This is a genomic window from Pseudomonas ovata, from assembly GCF_003131185.1.
GTDB lineage: Bacteria > Pseudomonadota > Gammaproteobacteria > Pseudomonadales > Pseudomonadaceae > Aquipseudomonas > Aquipseudomonas ovata.
The window spans coordinates 286,769-305,244 of sequence record NZ_QFFU01000004.1 but is presented as its reverse complement, the minus strand read 5'-3'; the positions used below and the strand labels follow the sequence as shown (position 1 = coordinate 305,244).

Below are 18,476 nucleotides of genomic sequence, written 5' to 3'. Positions count from 1 at the left end.
CTCCTCATGGAACGAAATCAAAAGCCATCATCTTTACCGGGACTTTACCGTTTAAACGCAATTTCTTCGCAGAAAGATACATTATTACTTTAGTTAACAAGAACGATTTGCAATAATGGCAGCCGTTTGTTCAAGCACCTGCGTCCGGCGCCCATGCGACGACGCAAATGTCCTTACATCTACACTTCAGGTCCGGCCAGCATGACTCGCAATCCAACACCCGCCTCGCCAACCACGCTTCCCAGCCTGACACGCGCCTGGCGCGCTGTTGCCGCCATCGTGCTGAGCCTGATGCTCGCCCCGGCGTTCGCCGACCAGGCACCACCGGCCTCGACCAATGCCGCCGCTCCGGCTGCTGCCTCCGCTGCAACGGCCCCGGCCCCTGCTGTTGCCGCACCGACTGCGCCAGCCGCGCCGGTCAATGCCGACGCCGCCGATGCCGATGCACTGGCCGGCGAGAACAGCCTGGGCATGTCGTCCCATGACCTGTCGCCCTGGGGCATGTACCAGAACGCCGACATCGTGGTCAAAGCGGTCATGATCGGCCTGGCGATTGCCTCGATCATTACCTGGACCATCTGGATCGCCAAGGGTTTCGAGCTGCTGGGCGCCAAGCGCCGCCTGCGCACTGAAATCGCCAGCCTGAAAAAGGCCCGCACCCTGAACGAAGCCAGTGCCAGCAACGGCAAGGAAGGCACCCTGGCGCACCTGCTGGTGCACGATGCGCTGGAAGAAATGCGCCTGTCGGCCAACAGCCGTGAGCGCGAAGGCATCAAGGAGCGTGTCAGCTTCCGCCTGGAGCGCCTGGTCGCCAATTGCGGCCGGACCATGAGCATCGGCACCGGCGTGCTGGCCACCATCGGTTCCACCGCCCCCTTCGTCGGCCTGTTCGGCACCGTGTGGGGCATCATGAACAGCTTCATCGGCATCGCCAAGACCCAGACCACCAACCTGGCCGTGGTCGCCCCCGGCATCGCCGAAGCCCTGCTGGCCACGGCCCTGGGCCTGGTTGCCGCGATTCCGGCGGTGGTGATCTACAACGTGTTCGCCCGCTCCATCGCCGGCTACAAGGCCCAGGTGTCCGACGCCTCGGCGCAGGTCCTGCTGCTGGTCAGCCGCGACCTGGACCACCTGCCAGAGCCGACCGAGCGCAGCCAACAACATCCGCATCTGGGCAAGGTGGGCTAAAACGTGGGCCTGCATCTTAACGAAGGCGGCGACGATCTCGCCGAGAACCACGAAATCAACGTCACGCCGTTCATCGACGTCATGTTGGTCCTGTTGATCATCTTCATGGTGGCCGCTCCCCTGGCCACCGTGGACATCAAGGTCGACCTGCCGGCGTCCACGGCGCAACCACAGCCCAGGCCGGAGAAGCCGATCTTCCTCAGCGTCAAGGCCGACAAGAACCTGTACCTGGGCAACGACATGGTCGCCCGCGAACAGATCGGCCAGGTGCTCGATACCCGCACCCACGGCAAGAAGGACACCACGATCTTCTTCCAGGCCGACAAGGGCGTGGACTACGGCGACCTGATGGAAGTCATGAACACCCTGCGCGCCGCCGGCTATCTCAAGGTCGGACTGGTGGGCCTCGAGACGGTTGGGAAAAAATGATCACCATGCGCCAAACACTGACGCGCTATAGCGGTAGTCTGTTGTTGGTGCTGGCCGTGCATGCCATCGCGGTGCTTCTGGCCCTGCGCTGGCCGGCATCCCAGGCAATCGAATTGCCGCCGCCCGCCATGATGATCGAACTGCCGCCTCTGCCCGAGCCTCTGCCGCCACCGCCTGCGGTCGTGCAGCCGCCGACCCCGCCTGCGCCTGAGGAAGAGATTCCCATGCCAGAGGTTGTCGAGGCGCCGAAGCCGGAAATCGTCGTACCCAAGAAGGTCGAAAAGCCCAAGCCGAAACCTCAGCCGAAGAAACCGATCGAGAAGAAGCCTGAGCCGCCCAAGGAACAGCCTGTCGACGAGAAGCCGGTAGAAGCACCGCCTGCGCCGAAGATCGAGAAGGCCGCCGCGCCTGCGGCACCGCCAAGCCCGCCATCGCCACCGAGCACGGCGTTGCCAAGCTGGCAGGGTGATCTGCTGCGTCACCTGGCCAAGTACAAGAAATACCCTGAGGACGCCCGTCGTCGAGGCATGCAAGGGGTGGCGCGCTTGCGCTTTGTGGTCGACGCCGAAGGCAATGTGCTTTCGTATTCGATTGCCAGCAGTTCGGGCAGCCCGTCACTGGACCGCGCCACCATGGAAATGATCCGTCGTGCGCAACCGGTGCCCAAGCCGCCGGCAGAAGTGTTGAACAACGGATCGATCGAAATCCTGGCGCCGTTCGTGTATTCGCTGGATAAACGGTAAATCGGTTTTTTGATACACCGATGCGCCTCTGATAACGTGCGTCTATCGATTGCAGCCGCTATGCTGGGGCGCAACTACATGGACGCACGTTATGACTCTCACCGAATTGCGCTATATCGTCACGCTCGCCCAGGAACAGCACTTCGGCCATGCCGCCGAGCGCTGCCATGTCAGCCAGCCCACCTTGTCGGTCGGCGTCAAGAAACTTGAAGACGAACTGGGCGTGCTGATCTTCGAGCGCAGCAAGAGCGCCGTACGCCTGACCCCCGTCGGCGAGGGCATCGTCGCCCAGGCCCAGAAGGTTCTGGAGCAGGCCCAGGGTATTCGCGAACTGGCCCAGGCCGGCAAGAACCAGCTGACCGCCCCCTTGAAAGTCGGAGCCATCTACACCGTCGGCCCCTACCTGTTCCCGCACCTGATTCCACAACTGCACCGGGTAGCCCCGCAGATGCCGTTGTACATCGAAGAAAACTTCACCCATGTGCTGCGCGACAAGCTGCGCAACGGCGAGCTGGACGCGATCATCATCGCGCTGCCGTTCAACGAAGCCGATGTCCTGACCCTGCCGCTGTACGACGAGCCCTTCTATGTGCTGATGCCGGCCGACCATCCCTGGACACGCAAGCAGACCATCGACGCCTCGGCATTGAATGACAAAAGCCTGCTGTTGCTCGGCGAAGGCCACTGTTTCCGTGATCAGGTTCTTGAAGCGTGCCCTACACTGACTAAAGGCAGCGAGGCCGCCAGGCACACCACGGTGGAATCCAGTTCGCTGGAAACCATCCGCCATATGGTCGCCTCGGGGCTGGGCGTGTCGATCCTGCCGTTCTCGGCAGTCGACAGCCACCACTACGCCCCCGGCGTGATCGAGGTGCGGCCCCTGACGCCGCCGGCGCCGTTCCGTACCGTGGCCATCGCCTGGCGCGCCAGTTTCCCGCGGCCCAAGGCAATCGAGATCCTCGCTGATTCCGTGCGCCTGTGTTCGGTGGCCCGTCCCAAGGCACAAGCAAGCTAGGCAGGAGCGGCAAGAGCAACATGAGCGAGCTTTCCCACGTTTCGGTCACTGCCCTCAAGGGCGTCGGCGAAGCCCTGGCCGAAAAACTGGCCAAGGTCGGCCTGGAGAATATCCAGGACGTGCTGTTTCACTTGCCGCTGCGCTACCAGGACCGCACCCGCGTAGTGCCCATCGGCCAGTTGCGGCCCGGTCAGGATGCGGTTATCGAAGGCGTGGTCAGCGGCCAGGACGTGGTCATGGGCAAGCGGCGCAGCCTGCTGGTGCGCCTGGGCGACGGCAGCGGCGTGGTCAGCCTGCGTTTCTACCACTTCAGCAATGCCCAGAAAGACGGCCTCAAGCGCGGCACGCACTTGCGCTGCTTTGGCGAAGCGCGGCCCGGTGCCTCGGGCCTGGAAATCTATCACCCCGAATACCGCGCCCTGACCGGCGACGAGCCGCCGCCGGTCGAGCAGACCCTGACCCCGATCTATCCGACCACCGAGGGCCTGACCCAGCAGCGCCTGCGCCAGCTGTGCCAGCAGAGCCTGGCCATGCTCGGTCCCAAAAGCCTGCCCGACTGGCTGCCTGACGAACTGGCCCGCGACTATCAACTGGCGCCGCTCGACGAGGCCATTCATTACTTGCATTACCCGCCGGCCGATGCCGATGTCGACGAACTGGCACTGGGTCACCACTGGGCCCAGCATCGCCTGGCGTTCGAAGAACTGCTGACCCACCAGTTGTCCCAGCAACGCTTGCGTGAAAGCCAGCGTGCCCTGCGTGCCCCGGCCTTGCCGCCGGCCAGGCAATTACCCGGGCTTTTTCTGGCCAACCTGGGCTTTACCCCCACCGGCGCTCAACAGCGCGTCGGCAAGGAAGTGGCCCATGACCTCAGCCAGCACGCGCCCATGTTGCGCCTGGTGCAGGGCGACGTTGGCGCCGGCAAGACCGTGGTCGCTGCCCTGGCCGCCCTGCAGGCCATCGAAGCCGGTTATCAGGTGGCGCTGATGGCGCCCACCGAGATTCTCGCCGAACAGCATTACATCAACTTCCAGCGCTGGCTGGAGCCGCTGGGCGTGGAAGTCGCCTGGCTGGCCGGCAAGCTCAAGGGCAAGGCACGGGTCAGTGCCATGCAGCAGATTGCCGAAGGTGCGCGGATGGTGGTCGGCACTCACGCGCTGTTTCAGGAAGAGGTGAAATTCAAGAACCTCGCCCTGGCGATCATCGACGAGCAGCACCGTTTCGGCGTGCAGCAGCGCCTGGCGCTGCGCAGCAAAGGTGTAGGCGGGGTCATGAGCCCGCACCAGTTGATCATGACCGCCACGCCCATCCCGCGCACGCTGGCCATGAGCGCCTATGCCGACCTGGACACTTCGATCCTCGACGAACTGCCGCCGGGGCGCACGCCGGTCAATACCGTACTGGTGGCCGACAGCCGGCGCATGGAAGTCATCGAACGGGTTCGCGCCGCCTGCGCCGAAGGGCGCCAGGCCTACTGGGTCTGCACCCTGATCGAAGAATCCGAAGAGCTGACCTGCAAGGCCGCCGAGACCTCGTTCGAAGAGCTGAGCATGGCGCTGGGCGAACTGCGCGTCGGGCTGATCCACGGGCGCATGAAGCCGGTGGAAAAAGCCGCGATCATGGCCGAGTTCAAGCAGGGTGCCCTGCAGCTGCTGGTGGCGACCACGGTCATCGAAGTGGGGGTGGATGTGCCCAACGCCAGCCTGATGATCATCGAGAACCCCGAGCGCCTGGGCCTGGCGCAACTGCATCAGTTGCGCGGTCGGGTCGGGCGCGGCAGTGCGGTCAGCCATTGCGTGCTGCTCTACCATCCGCCGCTGTCGCAGATCGGCCGGCAGCGGCTGGGCATCATGCGTGAGACCAACGACGGCTTCGTGATCGCCGAAAGAGACCTCGAGCTGCGCGGTCCTGGCGAAATGCTCGGTACCCGGCAAACGGGCCTGTTGCAATTCAAGGTCGCCGACCTGATGCGCGACGCCGACCTGCTGCCGGCGGTGCGTGACGCCGCCCAGGCCTTGCTTGAACGCTGGCCGCACCATGTCAGTCCATTGTTGGAACGATGGTTGCGTCATGGTCAGCAGTATGGTCAGGTGTGATCCAGGCAACGCTTTGCGAAGCTGACGAAACCCAATTTGCAGAAGCTGGTTATACTGCGCAGATTGTAGGAAATGGACACAGACCATGACAGAAGTAGCCCACGTCAATGATGCTCACCATGCCCCTTCCGTGATCCGGCAGTTGTTGGAAAAGCTGGCCATCAGCTATCGGGAAGTCTCGGATGACGCGACGCTGCCGGTGGCGCGCAAGGTCCAGGCCGTCCTGGTCGAAGACGCTGTCGGTGCTCTGTTGATCCTGTTCCCGCAAAGTCAGTTGCTGGACCTGAACCGGATCGCCGAACTGACCGGTCGCGAGCTCAAGGCCGTGTCCTTCGAGCGCCTCTCGCGCATGCTGCTCAAGCACAACCTGCAGAGCCTGCCCGGCTTGCCGGCGCTGACCAGCTCGCCGTGCCTGTACGATGACCGCTTGCTGCAAGAGCCGACCCTGCTGGTCGGTTCGGGCGAGCCGGGCCTGTTGCTGGAAATTGCCAGCGACGATTTCAAGAGCATGCTCAGCAAAGCCAGCGCCGCGCACTTCGGCCAGGTGCTCACGCAGATCAAGCCCAACCTTGATCGTCCGCACGATGACCGCGAGGAAATCACCCAGGCCGTGCACGCGTTCACCGCACGGCGCATCCAGCAGCGCCTGGAAGCGACCCTGGAAATTCCGCCGCTGGCCAGCACCGCGCAGAAAATCATCAAGCTGCGGGTCGACCCGGACGCGACCATCGACGACATCACCGGCGTGGTCGAGACCGATCCGGCTTTGGCCGCCCAAGTGGTCAGCTGGGCAGCCTCGCCGTATTACGCCTCGACCGGCAAGATCCGCTCGGTAGAAGACGCCATCGTGCGTGTGCTGGGCTTCGACCTGGTGATCAACCTGGCCTTGGGCCTGGCGCTCGGCAAGACCTTGAGCCTGCCCAAGGATCACCCGCAACAGACCACACCCTACTGGCAGCAGTCGATCTACACCGCGGCAGTCATTGAAGGTCTGACCCGCGCCATGCCGCGTGCCAAGCGTCCCGAGGGCGGACTGACCTACCTGGCCGGCCTGCTGCACAACTTTGGCTATCTGTTGCTGGCCCACGTGTTTCCGCCGCACTTCTCACTGATCTGTCGCCAGCTGGAGGTCAATCCGCACCTGCACCACAGCTTTGTCGAGCAGCACTTGCTGGGCATCAGCCGTGAGCAGATCGGCGCTTGGCTGATGCGCTCCTGGGACATGCCGGATGAACTGGCCACGGCCCTGCGCTTCCAGCACGACCCGTACTACACCGGCGAGTATTGCGAGTACGCCAACCTGGTGTACCTGGCCGTGCAACTGCTGCGTCAGAACGGCATTGGCTCGGGTCCCGCCCAGGCCATTCCGGACGAGCTTTACGAGCGCTTGAACCTGAGTCGTGAAAAAGCCCATGAAGCCGTGAGAAAAGTGCTGGACGCCGAAGTCATGCTGCGCGAACTGGCTTCGCAGTTCGCGCACTGATCGTTTCATTCGCGCGTCTGCATTGTTGGGGCACGGATTCATCTCGTAGGAGCGACCATCGGTCGCGAAGGCTGACGGTCAGGCACCAAAGGTGAGGTGGCTGGCCCTTCGCGACCGGTGGTCGCTCCAACAGCGGTCAGGGTCACCGGTCCTACGCGGTACGCACCACCAGCCCCGGACGTGACACCACGGTGATGATCGCCAGCGCGGCGATCACCAGCCCGGGCGAGGTCGCCAGCAACACGCCCGTGGTGCCGGCACCCGCTGCCAGGATCTGTCCGGCGGCCAGGGGGCCGGCCACCGAACCCAGTCTGCCGATCGCCACGGCGGCGCCCACACCGGTGGCGCGCACCGAGGTGGGGTAGGACGGCGGGGCCATTGCGTACAGCACCAGTTGCGCGGCCATCACGAACACGCCTGCCGAGAAACCGGCCACTGCCATCGGCACGATACCCACCGACAACCCCACACCCACCAGCGACGCCAGCAGCCCCAGGTACACGCCGATCACCACCTTCACGCCGTTGAAGCGATCCAGCAGCAATCCGCCCGACAACGAACCCAGTGCGCCGCCAATGTTGAACAGCATCTGCACCAGCCCGGCTTCAGGTTTGGTGAAGCCCTGGCCAATCAATAACGACGGCAGCCAGTTGAGCAGCATGTACATCACCGTCAGGGTGAAGAAGTAACTGACCCATAAGGCCAGGGTGATTGGCGCACGGCTTTCACCGAACAAGGCTTTGGACGTCGAGACCCGCGCCGTGGCGTCGGCCTGCTGACGGAACACGGTCGACTCGGGCAGCAACACCAGCATCAGCGGCACCACCAGCAAGGGGGCCAGGCCGCCAATGATGAACGTCAGTTGCCAATGGTCGCCGCCCAGCATCGCCACCACCGCGGCCAGGGCGCCGCCCAGTGGCACGCCGGCGTACATGATGCTGATCGCCGTGCCACGGCGCTGCTCGCCCACCGCTTCGGCGCACAGGGCGATCAGGTTGGGCAGGGCGGCGCCCAACCCCAGGCCGGTCATGAAGCGCACCAGCAACAGCACCGCGTAGCTCTCGACGTAGGCGGTGGCCAGGGAAAACACGCCGAACAACAGCACGGCGGCGATCAGGATTTTCTTGCGGCCGATGCGGTCGGCGATCCAGCCGCCGAAAAACGCCCCTGGCAACAGGCCGATGATCCCGGCGCTGAACACCCAGCCGAGCATCTTCGGGTCCAGCGTAAAGGTGTGGCGCAACCCGGCGGCGGCGGTGCCGGCCGCCTGCAGGTCAAACCCTTCGATAAGCGCCACGATAAAACACAACGCGATGGTAAGCGCCGGACGGCGCAGTGAACTGTCCATGGATAAACCTCATTTGTTGTTTTTGTTGTGATCGCCAGCCTGACGTCCGCACGGTAGCAGGGTCTTGGCAAGTCTGAAAATAAGATTAACAAAGATAACTAAAAAGCAAAGTGCAAGCTGAAGGCAAGCACACGCCACAGGCCCCTGTAAAAACAGGCACTTAACAGAAACGCTACAAATCAGAAAAAATAGATAACAAAATTAATGTTCGATTATCGGATGTTTTCCGTTGACGACTGGACCTTGCCTTCCCATTCTTGCCCGGCAGGCGACCTCGGAGCACCCACGCTTGCGCTCAAGAACAACAACAATAAGTGGACAACGGACATGCCAGACACACCTTCGAACACCGCAGGGATTCGCCCCGTTTTTCAGTTGCACCCAGGCTGCTGCCTGACCTTGCTGGGCCTGGGCCTGTGCAGCCCGGTGCTACAGGCCGAGGGACTGCTGGACGACAGCCACGGCACCCTGACGCTGCGCAACTACTACATGGACCGCGACTACAAGGACAATGGCGCCAAGACCGCCGCCCGGGAGTGGGCCCAGGCGTTCATCCTCAATGTCGAGTCGGGTTATACCCCGGGCGCGCTGGGCTTCGGCCTGGATGCGCGGGCGCTGGTGGGGGTCAAGCTGGATTCGTCGCCGGACCGCAGCGGCACCGAGCTGCTGCCGGTGTCTGCCAGCGACAAGCGGGCCCCGGACGATTACTCGCGCCTGGCCCTGACCGGTAAGTTGCGCTGGGCCAAGACCACGGTAAAGACCGGCGACGTGTCGATCTTTCTGCCGTTTGCGTTCGCCAGCCCGTCACGCCTGCTGCCGCAAACCTTTCGTGGCACCACGCTCAGCTCCAGGGACATTGACGGGCTGACGCTCAATGCCGGCTATATCGATCGCATCAACCGCCGCGATTCGACCTCGTACCAGAACATGACCATCGCTTCACCCAACGGGCGCTTCAACGGCGCGGCCACTACGTCGCACATGAGCTACCTGGGCGGCGATTACCAGGTCAGCAAGGACCTGAGCCTGCGTGTCTACCACGCCGAGGTGGACGATCTGTACCGACAGAGCACCCTGGCGGTGCTGCATAACCTGCCCGTGGGCGAGGGCGTGCTGACCAGCGACCTGCGCAGCTTCTTTAGTGAAGAGGCGGGCAGCGCCAAGGCCGGAAAGGTCGACAACATCAATGTTTCTGGGCTGTTTTCCTACCGTTGGGGCGGGCACAAACTGGGCGTGGGCTACATGCACTCCAGTGGCGACACGGCCACGCCGTATGTGTCCGGCACCGAATTGATGGGCATGAGCGAGCTGACCATGGCCTCGGATTTTCTCAACGCCAAGGAGCGCACCTGGCAGGCTATCTACGATTACGATTTTGCCGCCCTGGGCGTGCCCGGCCTCAAGAGCCGCCTGCGTTATGTGCGTGGCGACAATATCGAGCTGACCTCGCTCAAGGCCGATGACCGCAAGGAGCGCGAGTTCCAGATGGAGCTGGGCTATGTGATCCAGAGCGGTCCGCTCAAGCAGTTGGGCTTTGTGGTGCGCAAGGCCATCTACCGCAACGACTTCCCGACCGGGGCGGCGTTCCGGGATGAAAACCAGACACGCTTCCTGGCGACCTACACCTTGCCGATCTGGTGAGGTGCAGCATGAATCGCAAGGCATGACGTAAATCCCGTAGGAGCGCGCTCTGCCCGCGACCGGCTGCGCAGCAGTCGTAAATTTGTGGCGTTTAATCAATTTTTATGGCCGCTTCGCGCCCAGTCGCGGGCAAGCGCGCTCCTACACAGAATTCAATAACCAATAAAATCAACAAGTTATTTTGTTTTTGAGGGCTTGCGCGCATCAAGCGTTCTGATAAACCTTGCGCAGCAGCCCCAGCAGTTGCTCGCGCTCGGTGTCGTTCAGTGCGGCGGTGGAGTCCAGGTCGCTCTGCACGGCGATCTGCTTCAATTCCTTGAGCAGGGCCTCACCGGTCTTGCTCAGGAAGATCCCGTATGAACGCTTGTCCGGCTTGCAGCGCACCCGCACCGCCAGCGCCCGGCCCTCGAGCTTGTTGAGCAGCGGCACCACCTGCGGCGGCTCGATGGCCAGTGCCCGGGCCAGGTCGGCCTGCATCAGGCCGGGGTTGTGGTCAATGATCGCCAGCGCCGAGAACTGCGCCGGACGCAAGTCATGCACCGCCAGTTGCGCAATCAGGTTCTGGAACAGCTTGAGCTGCGCCCGGCGCAGGGCATAGCCGATCAGGTCGTCCAGCGCTGCATCCAGCGGCAGCGGAGCGTCGGCATCGCCTGGCACGGCATCGCGGGGAAGAGCAGCAGTGGAAAGCTTGGCCATGAGGCAAGTCCTGATTGAGTCAGTTAACAAGGCTATGCAGTTTGCCGGGATTGCCGCGTCATGGCTATCTCCACTCACCACGAATTTTTCCCGACCTGCGCCGGGCACGAAAATGTCTGGTTAATTTGATTAATAGTTAATTGACATAACTATTTTCTCAGGCTAATTTTTGTTCAACGGCCCAAAGGCCATCCGCACAAGCCCCCACACAGAACAAGAGAGCCACCATGAGCAACTACGAAGGCCGCTGGAGCACCGTCAAGGTCGAGATCGAAGAAGGCATTGCCTGGGTCATCCTCAATCGCCCGGAAAAACGCAACGCCATGAGCCCGACCCTGAACCGGGAAATGATCGACGTGCTGGAAACCCTGGAGCAGGACGCCGACGCGGGTGTGCTGGTGCTGACCGGTGCCGGCGAGTCGTGGACGGCGGGCATGGACCTCAAGGAATACTTCCGCGAGACCGACTCCGGCCCTGAGATCCTGCAAGAGAAGATCCGCCGCGAAGCGTCGCAATGGCAATGGAAACTGCTGCGCATGTACAGCAAGCCGACCATCGCCATGGTCAACGGCTGGTGCTTCGGTGGCGGCTTCAGCCCGCTGGTGGCCTGCGACCTGGCGATCTGCGCCGACGAAGCCACCTTCGGCCTGTCGGAAATCAACTGGGGCATCCCGCCGGGCAACCTGGTCAGCAAGGCCATGGCTGACACCGTAGGCCACCGCCAGTCGCTGTACTACATCATGACCGGCAAGACCTTCGGCGGAAAAAAGGCCGCCGAAATGGGCCTGGTCAACGAAAGCGTGCCGCTGGCGCAACTGCGCGAGACCACTGTCGAGCTGGCGCGTAACCTGCTGGAGAAGAACCCGGTCGTGCTGCGTGCTGCCAAGCATGGCTTCAAGCGCTGCCGTGAACTGACCTGGGAGCAGAGCGAAGACTACCTGTACGCCAAGCTCGACCAGTCGCGCCTGCTGGACACCGAAGGCGGCCGCGAGCAGGGCATGAAGCAGTTCCTGGACGACAAGAGCATCAAGCCGGGCCTGCAGACCTACAAGCGCTGAACCTGGCGGGCGAGGGGCTGCGTGCCCTTCGCCAGACCCGCCTGTGCATTACCCGTATTCCCGATAAAGACAATAAAGAGGAATCACCATGCTCGACGTGCCCTTGCTGATCGGCGGGCAATCGCGCCCTGCCGGCGACGGTCGAACCTTCGAACGCCGCAACCCTGTGACCGGCGAAGTCGTCTCGACGGTGGCCGCCGCCACCCTCGAAGACGCCGATGCCGCCGTGGCGGCGGCCCAGGCGGCCTTTCCGGCCTGGTCGGCGCTGGCGCCCAACGAGCGGCGCACGCGCTTGCTCAAGGCTGCCGAACAATTGCAGGCCAACAGTGCGCGCTTCATTGCCGCTGCCGGTGAAACCGGGGCGATGGCCAACTGGTATGGCTTCAACGTCAAGCTGGCCGCCAATATCCTGCGCGAAGCCGCCTCCATGACCACCCAGATCACCGGGCAGGTCATCCCCTCCGACATGCCCGGCAGCTTCGCCATGGCGCTGCGCCAGCCGTGCGGCGTGGTGCTGGGCATCGCGCCCTGGAACGCCCCGGTGATTCTTGCCACCCGTGCCATCGCCATGCCGCTGGCGTGCGGCAACACCGTGGTGCTCAAGGCCTCGGAGCTGAGTCCCGCCGTGCACCGCCTGATCGGCCAGATCCTGCATGAAGCCGGCCTGGGCGACGGCGTGGTCAATGTCATCAGCAATGCCCCGGCCGACGCCCCGGCCATTGTCGAGCGGCTGATCGCCAACCCGGCCGTGCGTCGGGTCAACTTCACCGGTTCTACCCATGTCGGGCGCATTGTCGGCGAACTGTCGGCGCGCCACCTGAAGCCGGCATTGCTGGAGCTGGGCGGCAAGGCGCCGTTCATCGTGCTCGACGATGCCGACCTGGATGCCGCCGTCGAAGCCGCCGCCTTCGGCGCGTACTTCAACCAGGGGCAGATCTGCATGTCCACCGAGCGGCTGATCGTCGACGACAAGGTCGCCGATGACTTCGTCGCCAGGCTCACCGCCAAGATCGCTACCCTGCACGCCGGTCACCCGGACGATCCGGCCTCGGTGCTCGGCTCGCTGGTCGACGTGCGTGCCGGCGAGCGCATTCTGGGCCTGATCGACGATGCCGTCAGCCACGGCGCCACCCTGGTGGCAGGCGGGCAGTGTGAAGGCAGCATTCTGCAACCGACCCTGCTTGATCACGTGACCGACCGGATGCGCCTGTACCGCGAGGAATCCTTCGGCCCGGTGGCCGTGGTGGTGCGTGCCAACGGCGATGAAGCCCTGCTGCGCCTGGCCAACGATTCGGAATTCGGCCTGTCGTCGGCCATCTTCAGCCGCGACACCGGCCGCGCCCTGGCGCTGGCCCAGCGGGTCGAATCGGGCATCTGCCACATCAACGGCCCGACCGTGCACGACGAGGCGCAAATGCCTTTCGGCGGGGTCAAGTCCAGCGGCTACGGCAGCTTTGGCGCCAGCGCCTCGATCGACTTCTTCACCCAGTTGCGCTGGGTCACGCTGCAGAACGGCCCGCGCCACTACCCCATTTAAGCGGTCGATCCGAGCCCGGGCGGCCTTCGGTAAAGGCTACCCCTGACAACAATAAGGCGACAGCCAGAGACCGCCCGCAGGGCCGGTCTCGATGGAGGAACAGCACGTGAACCAACCCGCAATCGCCCGGACGAACCCGGCGCGTTACCGCCAGGTGTCCATCGGCCATCCCGCCGTGCAGGTGACCGAAGCAGATGGCGTGCTGCACATGCGCGCCCTGGAACCGCTGGCCGAGCGGCCGGACCGCCTGCTCGACCGCCTGCTGCACTGGGCCGAGGTGCGCCCCGACCAGACCTTTATCGCCGCCCGCGACCCGCAGGGCGGCTGGCGCGAAGTCAGCTACGCGCGGATGCTCGATGACGTGCGGGCCATTGCCCAGCACCTGCTCGGCTATGGCCTGTCGGCCGAGCGGCCGCTGGCGCTGTTGTCGGGCAATGACATCGAACACCTGCAGATCGCCCTGGGCGCGATGTACGCCGGGATCCCCTATTGCCCGGTGTCGCCGGCCTACTCGCTGCTGTCACAGGATTTCGCCAAGCTGCGCCATGTGTGCGAGGTGCTGCAACCGGGCCTGGTGTTCGTCAGCGATACCAGCCACTACCAGAAAGCCATTGATGCCGTGCTGCCGGCCGACGTGGCCGTGATCAGCGTGCGCGGCGAGCTGCCCGGCCGAACCGTGACGTCCTTTGCCCGTTTGCTCGAACAGCCCGGCGGTGCCGAGGCCGAGGCTGCCTTTGCCGCCACCGGTCCCGACACCATTGCCAAGTTCCTGTTTACCTCCGGCTCCACCAAGCTGCCCAAGGCGGTGGTCACCACCCAGCGCATGCTCTGCGCCAATCAGCAGATGCTGTTGCAGACCTTCCCGGTGTTTGGCGAGGAGCCGCCGGTGCTGGTCGACTGGCTGCCGTGGAACCACACCTTCGGTGGCAGCCATAACCTGGGCATCGTGCTGTACAACGGCGGCACCTTCTATCTGGACAACGGCAAGCCGACGCCGCAGGGCTTTGCCGAGACCCTGCGCAACCTCAAGGAGATTTCGCCCACCGCTTACCTGACCGTGCCCAAGGGCTGGGAAGAGCTGGTCAACGCGTTGGAGCAGGACGCCGAGTTGCGCGAGCGGTTCTTTGCGCGCATGAAGCTGTTTTTCTTTGCCGCCGCCGGCCTGTCACAAAGCATCTGGGACCGCCTCGACCGGGTTGCCGAACAGCATTGCGGCGAGCGCATCCGCATGATGGCCGGGCTGGGCATGACCGAAGCTTCGCCGTCGTGCACTTTTACCACCGGCCCCCTGTCGCAGGCCGGCTACATCGGTCTGCCGGCGCCGGGCTGCGAAGTGCGCCTGGTGCCGGTGGACGGCAAGCTGGAAGGGCGCTTTCGCGGGCCGCACATCATGCCCGGCTACTGGCGCTCGGCGCAGCAGACTGCAGAGGCGTTCGACAGCGAGGGTTACTACTGCTCGGGCGATGCCCTGAAGCTGGCCGACCCGGCCGATCCGCAACTGGGACTGATGTTCGACGGGCGCATTGCCGAGGACTTCAAGTTGTCGTCCGGGGTGTTCGTCAGTGTCGGCCCGCTGCGCAACCGGGCGGTGCTCGAAGGCTCGCCGTATGTGCAGGACATCGTGGTCACCGCACCGGACCGCGAATGCCTCGGCGCGCTGGTGTTCCCGCGCCTGCATGACTGCCGTCGACTGGCCGGGCTCGGCACCGAGGCCCGCGATGCCGAGGTGCTGGCCAGTGCCCCGGTACGCCAGTGGTTCGCCGCCTGGCTGCAGCGCCTGAATGCCGACGCCACCGGCAACGCCAGCCGCCTGGAATGGATCGCGCTGCTGGTCGAGCCGCCGTCCATCGACCGTGGCGAGATCACCGACAAGGGCTCGATCAACCAGCGCGCCGTGTTGCAGTGGCGTGCCGCCCAGGTCGAGGCGTTGTATCGCGGCCAGGATGACACCCTTCTGCGTGCCGGTACGCTGGCCGTCGGGGCGCCGGCATGAGCGGCGCCGGCCAGTACTCGACGTTCAGCGATGTCGCGCTGTTCGACGCGGTGCGCACGCCGTGGGTCGACCTGGGCGGCGCGCTGGCGCAGGTCTCGCCCATCGACCTGGGAATCAAGGCCGGTCGCGGGGTGTTGGCCCGCGCCGGGCTCGACGGCGCCCAGGTCGACAGCGTACTGGCCGGCGCCATGGCTCAAGCCAGCTTCGATGCTTATCTGCTGCCCCGGCACATCGGCCTGTACAGCGGTGTGCCGCTGAATGTACCGGCGCTGGGTGTACAGCGCATCTGCGCCACCGGTTTCGAACTGCTGCGCCAGGCCGCGCTGCAAGTGGGCGAGGGCACGCAACTGGCGCTGTGTGTGGCGGCCGAATCCATGTCGCGCAACCCCATTGCTGCCTACACCCACCGCGACGGCTTCAAGCTTGGCGCGGGGGTGCAGTTCAAGGATTTTCTCTGGGAGGCGCTGCACGATCCGGCGCCCGGCATTGACATGATCGCCACCGCCGACCGCCTGGCCCGGCATTACGACCTGCCGCGCGATGCCGTGGACCGCTATGCCCTGCGCAGCCATCAGTTGACCCTGCAAGCCCAGGCCAGCGGTTGGCTGGCTGATGAAATCCTCAGCGTGACCCGCGAGCGCTTCGAACTGGACGGCTATCAGCCGCGCGGTATTGATCTGCCGCGTGGCGTCGACAGCGTCGAGCAGGACAGCCATCCGCGTGCCAGCAGCCTGGAGTCGCTGGCGCGGTTGCGCGCCGTGCACGAGGGCGGTGTGCAGACGGCCGGCAACAGTTGCGCGGTGGTCGATGGCGCAGCGGCGGCGCTGGTCGGGCCGGTTTCGGCCTTCGGCCGCCCGGTGCTGGCGCATCTGCGCGCCAGTGCGGTGGTCGGCGTGGCCCCGGAGCACATGGGCATCGGTCCGGCGCCGGCCATCAGCCTGTTGCTGCAACGCAGCGGGCTGCACCTGGACGACATCGGCCTGCTGGAAATCAACGAAGCCCAGGCCGCCCAGGTCTTGGCTGTGGCCCGTGCGCTGGAGCTCGACAGCGAGCGGCTCAACCGCCGCGGTGGTTCGATTGGCCTGGGGCATCCGCTGGCTGCCAGCGGCCTGCGCCTGGTCCTGACCCTGGCCCGCCAGTTGCGCGACCACAATCTGCGCTATGGCATTGCCGCGGCCTGCGTGGGCGGCGGACAGGGCATGGCGATGCTCATCGAAAACCCCGACTGGCACCGCTGACCCGCTCTCATCAAAAAATAACGTATTGATTTCATTGGCTATTAAATTCACCGCCCGTAGGAGCGCGCTTGCCCGCGACCGAGTGCGCAGCGCTCGCAAACTCTCTGAAACGCCACAAATCTACGGCTGTGAACACATTCAAAATCTTTGAAACGCTGCAAATTTACGACTGCTACGCAGCCGGTCGCGGGCAAGCGCGCTCCTACAGCAGCTTCAACCTTCATTGGGCAAAGGAGATTGCCATGTGGCACTACCAGCCACCGTTGCGTGACATGCAGTTCGTGATCGAGCACTGGCTCGACGCCCCGGCCACCTGGCAGCACAGCGAGGCGTTCGGTTTTCTCGATGCGTCTCTGGCCAGTCAGGTGCTGGAACAGGCCGGTCTGTTCTGCCAGGACGTGCTGGTGCCGCTCAATGCCAGCGGTGATCGCCAGGGCTGTCGCTTCGAAGACGGCAACGTCAGCACTCCTGAAGGCTTCAAGGCCGCCTACCGCGCCTGGGTCGAGGGCGGCTGGCCGGCACTGGCATGCAGCGAACAGCACGGTGGGCAGGGCCTGCCGCAGGTGCTCGACGCCGCCTTGCAGGAAATGCTCTACGCCAGCAACCACGCTTGGGCCATGTACACCGGCATCGTGCAGGGCGCCTGCCTGTGTTTGCAGGCGCACGCGCCGCAGTGGATTCAGGAGCGCTACCTGCCTGACCTGGTCAGCGGCCAGGCCCTGGCGACCATGTGCCTGACCGAACCGCAGGCCGGCAGCGACGTCGGCCTGTTGCGCAGCCGCGCTCAGCCGCAGGCCGATGGCAGTCATGCGCTGAGCGGCAACAAACTGTTCATTTCCGGCGGCGAGCACGACCTGTGTGATGACATCCTGCACCTGGTGCTGGCGCGACTGCCGGACGCGCCGGTCGGCAGCCGCGGCATTTCACTGTTTCTGGTGCCCAGGCGGCTGGACGACGGCCGTCTGAACGCCGTGCGCTGCGACGGCATCGAGCACAAGATGGGCATCAAGGGCAGCGCCACCTGTTCGCTGGTGTTCGAGCAGGCTCAGGGCTGGCTGATCGGCCAGCCGAACCAAGGGCTGGCGGCCATGTTCGTGATGATGAACTCGGCGCGCCTGCATGTCGGTCTGCAAGGTCTGGGACATGCCGAGGCGGCCTGGCAGAACGCCCGCCAGTACGCTGCCGAGCGCCGGCAGATGCGCGCACCGTGCCGGCCACCGGGCGTGGCCGCCAGCGCCGCCGACCCGCTGCACTATCACCCGGCCATGCGCCGTACCCTGCTGGAACTGCGCGCCAGCAGCGAAGGCCTGCGCGCCCTGGGTTACTGGGTCGGGCACCTGCTCGACCAGGCCGACCACGGCGCCACCCCGGCGGCCCGTGCCCAGGCCACCCAATTGACCGGCCTGCTGACGCCGATCATCAAGGCGTTCTTTACCGAGCGCGGCTTTTATCTGGCCAGCCAGGCGCTGCAAGTGTTCGGCGGCTATGGCTATGTCGGCGAGTTCGCCATCGAACAGACCCTGCGTGACAGCCGCATCGCCATGATCTACGAAGGCAGTAACGAAATTCAGGCCAACGACCTGTTACTGCGCAAGGTGCTGGGCGACAACGGCGAGGCGCTGCAACAGCTGCTCGCGGTCCTGGACAACGAAGCCCGGCTGGCCGCCGGATCACCGGCGTGCCAGGCATTGGGCGAGGGCTTGCAACAGCGTTGCCAGGCGCTGGAGCAGGCCTGGCAGCTGTGTGTCGAGCAAACGGCCCTGGACGCCGAATACCCCTATCGCGCCGCCGGCAGCTTTTTGCCGCTGTGCGGCCTGACCCTGCTGGCCTTTGCCTGGACCCGGGCTGCACGGGTTGCGCAAGGCCTGGCCGAGGACGATCCGCGGCGTCTGGAAAAGCTGCAAACCGCGCAGTTTTTCTTCACCTGGCTGCTGCCCGAAGCCGACCGGCACATGGCCGGGCTGCACAGTGCCCGATCGACGTTGCCGTTCCTGGGGTGACTGGCAGGTCT

The 18,476-nt window shown here is 64.5% G+C and carries 14 protein-coding genes; 12 read left to right on the top strand and 2 right to left on the bottom strand.

Annotated features, from left to right (window positions below):
• Positions 1-201 precede the first annotated feature (201 nt).
• From exbB to DGA31_RS08370, 6 genes are all read left to right on the top strand, one after another.
• Complete coding sequence (gene exbB / locus DGA31_RS08395) at positions 202-1,188, top strand: tonB-system energizer ExbB (protein ID WP_056841507.1); 987 nt, start codon at positions 202-204, stop codon at positions 1,186-1,188.
• Between the two features lie 3 nt (positions 1,189-1,191).
• Positions 1,192-1,617, top strand: a complete 426-nt coding sequence (exbD, locus tag DGA31_RS08390; RefSeq protein WP_056841157.1) for a TonB system transport protein ExbD — start codon at positions 1,192-1,194, stop codon at positions 1,615-1,617.
• Positions 1,614-2,360, top strand: a complete 747-nt coding sequence (locus DGA31_RS08385) for an energy transducer TonB (RefSeq protein ID WP_056841158.1) — start codon at positions 1,614-1,616, stop codon at positions 2,358-2,360. Before exbD ends, DGA31_RS08385 begins: the two co-directional genes overlap by 4 nt.
• Positions 2,361-2,451: 91 nt before the next feature.
• The gene (locus DGA31_RS08380; RefSeq protein ID WP_109512203.1) at positions 2,452-3,375 is read left to right on the top strand and encodes a hydrogen peroxide-inducible genes activator; all 924 of its coding nucleotides are present in this window, start codon (positions 2,452-2,454) and stop codon (positions 3,373-3,375) included.
• Positions 3,376-3,395: 20 nt separating this feature from the next.
• A complete protein-coding gene (recG, locus tag DGA31_RS08375) occupies positions 3,396-5,471 on the top strand; it encodes an ATP-dependent DNA helicase RecG (RefSeq protein ID WP_109512202.1) in 2,076 nt (691 codons plus the stop codon).
• An 85-nt stretch (positions 5,472-5,556) separates the two neighbouring features.
• On the top strand, positions 5,557-6,954 hold the full coding sequence (locus tag DGA31_RS08370; protein WP_056841161.1) for an aminoacyl-tRNA deacylase and HDOD domain-containing protein: 1,398 nt from the start codon (positions 5,557-5,559) through the stop codon (positions 6,952-6,954).
• Positions 6,955-7,105: 151 nt separating this feature from the next.
• Here DGA31_RS08370 and mhpT read toward each other — a convergent pair whose 3' ends face one another.
• Positions 7,106-8,302: a 3-(3-hydroxy-phenyl)propionate transporter MhpT gene (gene mhpT / locus DGA31_RS08365; protein WP_056841162.1), complete on the bottom strand. Its 1,197-nt coding sequence runs from the start codon at positions 8,300-8,302 to the stop codon at positions 7,106-7,108.
• Between the two features lie 327 nt (positions 8,303-8,629).
• Here mhpT and DGA31_RS08360 point away from each other — a divergent pair, with 327 nt between their 5' ends.
• Positions 8,630-9,943, top strand: a complete 1,314-nt coding sequence (locus DGA31_RS08360) for an OprD family porin (RefSeq protein WP_109512201.1) — start codon at positions 8,630-8,632, stop codon at positions 9,941-9,943.
• 204 nt (positions 9,944-10,147) lie between these two features.
• Here the strand turns inward: DGA31_RS08360 and DGA31_RS08355 are convergent, their stop codons facing one another.
• Positions 10,148-10,639: a MarR family winged helix-turn-helix transcriptional regulator gene (locus tag DGA31_RS08355; protein WP_109512200.1), complete on the bottom strand. Its 492-nt coding sequence runs from the start codon at positions 10,637-10,639 to the stop codon at positions 10,148-10,150.
• 227 nt (positions 10,640-10,866) lie between these two features.
• On the opposite strand from DGA31_RS08355, the gene DGA31_RS08350 reads away from it, so the two are divergent.
• From DGA31_RS08350 to DGA31_RS08330, 5 genes are all read left to right on the top strand, one after another.
• On the top strand, positions 10,867-11,697 hold the full coding sequence (locus tag DGA31_RS08350) for a p-hydroxycinnamoyl CoA hydratase/lyase (protein ID WP_056841165.1): 831 nt from the start codon (positions 10,867-10,869) through the stop codon (positions 11,695-11,697).
• A gap of 88 nt (positions 11,698-11,785) precedes the next feature.
• A complete protein-coding gene (locus DGA31_RS08345) occupies positions 11,786-13,234 on the top strand; it encodes an aldehyde dehydrogenase (RefSeq protein WP_109512199.1) in 1,449 nt (482 codons plus the stop codon).
• 106 nt (positions 13,235-13,340) lie between these two features.
• Positions 13,341-15,227 (top strand): feruloyl-CoA synthase, encoded by a 1,887-nt coding sequence (locus DGA31_RS08340; RefSeq protein WP_241509550.1) that lies wholly within the window; start codon positions 13,341-13,343, stop codon positions 15,225-15,227.
• Positions 15,224-16,465, top strand: a complete 1,242-nt coding sequence (locus tag DGA31_RS08335; RefSeq protein ID WP_109512197.1) for a thiolase family protein — start codon at positions 15,224-15,226, stop codon at positions 16,463-16,465. The genes DGA31_RS08340 and DGA31_RS08335 overlap by 4 nt, the downstream gene beginning before the upstream one ends.
• Before the next feature lie 242 nt (positions 16,466-16,707).
• Positions 16,708-18,465 carry an acyl-CoA dehydrogenase family protein gene (locus tag DGA31_RS08330; protein WP_109512240.1) on the top strand — a complete coding sequence of 586 codons (1,758 nt, stop codon included), beginning with the start codon at positions 16,708-16,710 and terminating at the stop codon, positions 18,463-18,465.
• The last annotated feature ends 11 nt before the right edge of the window (positions 18,466-18,476 follow it).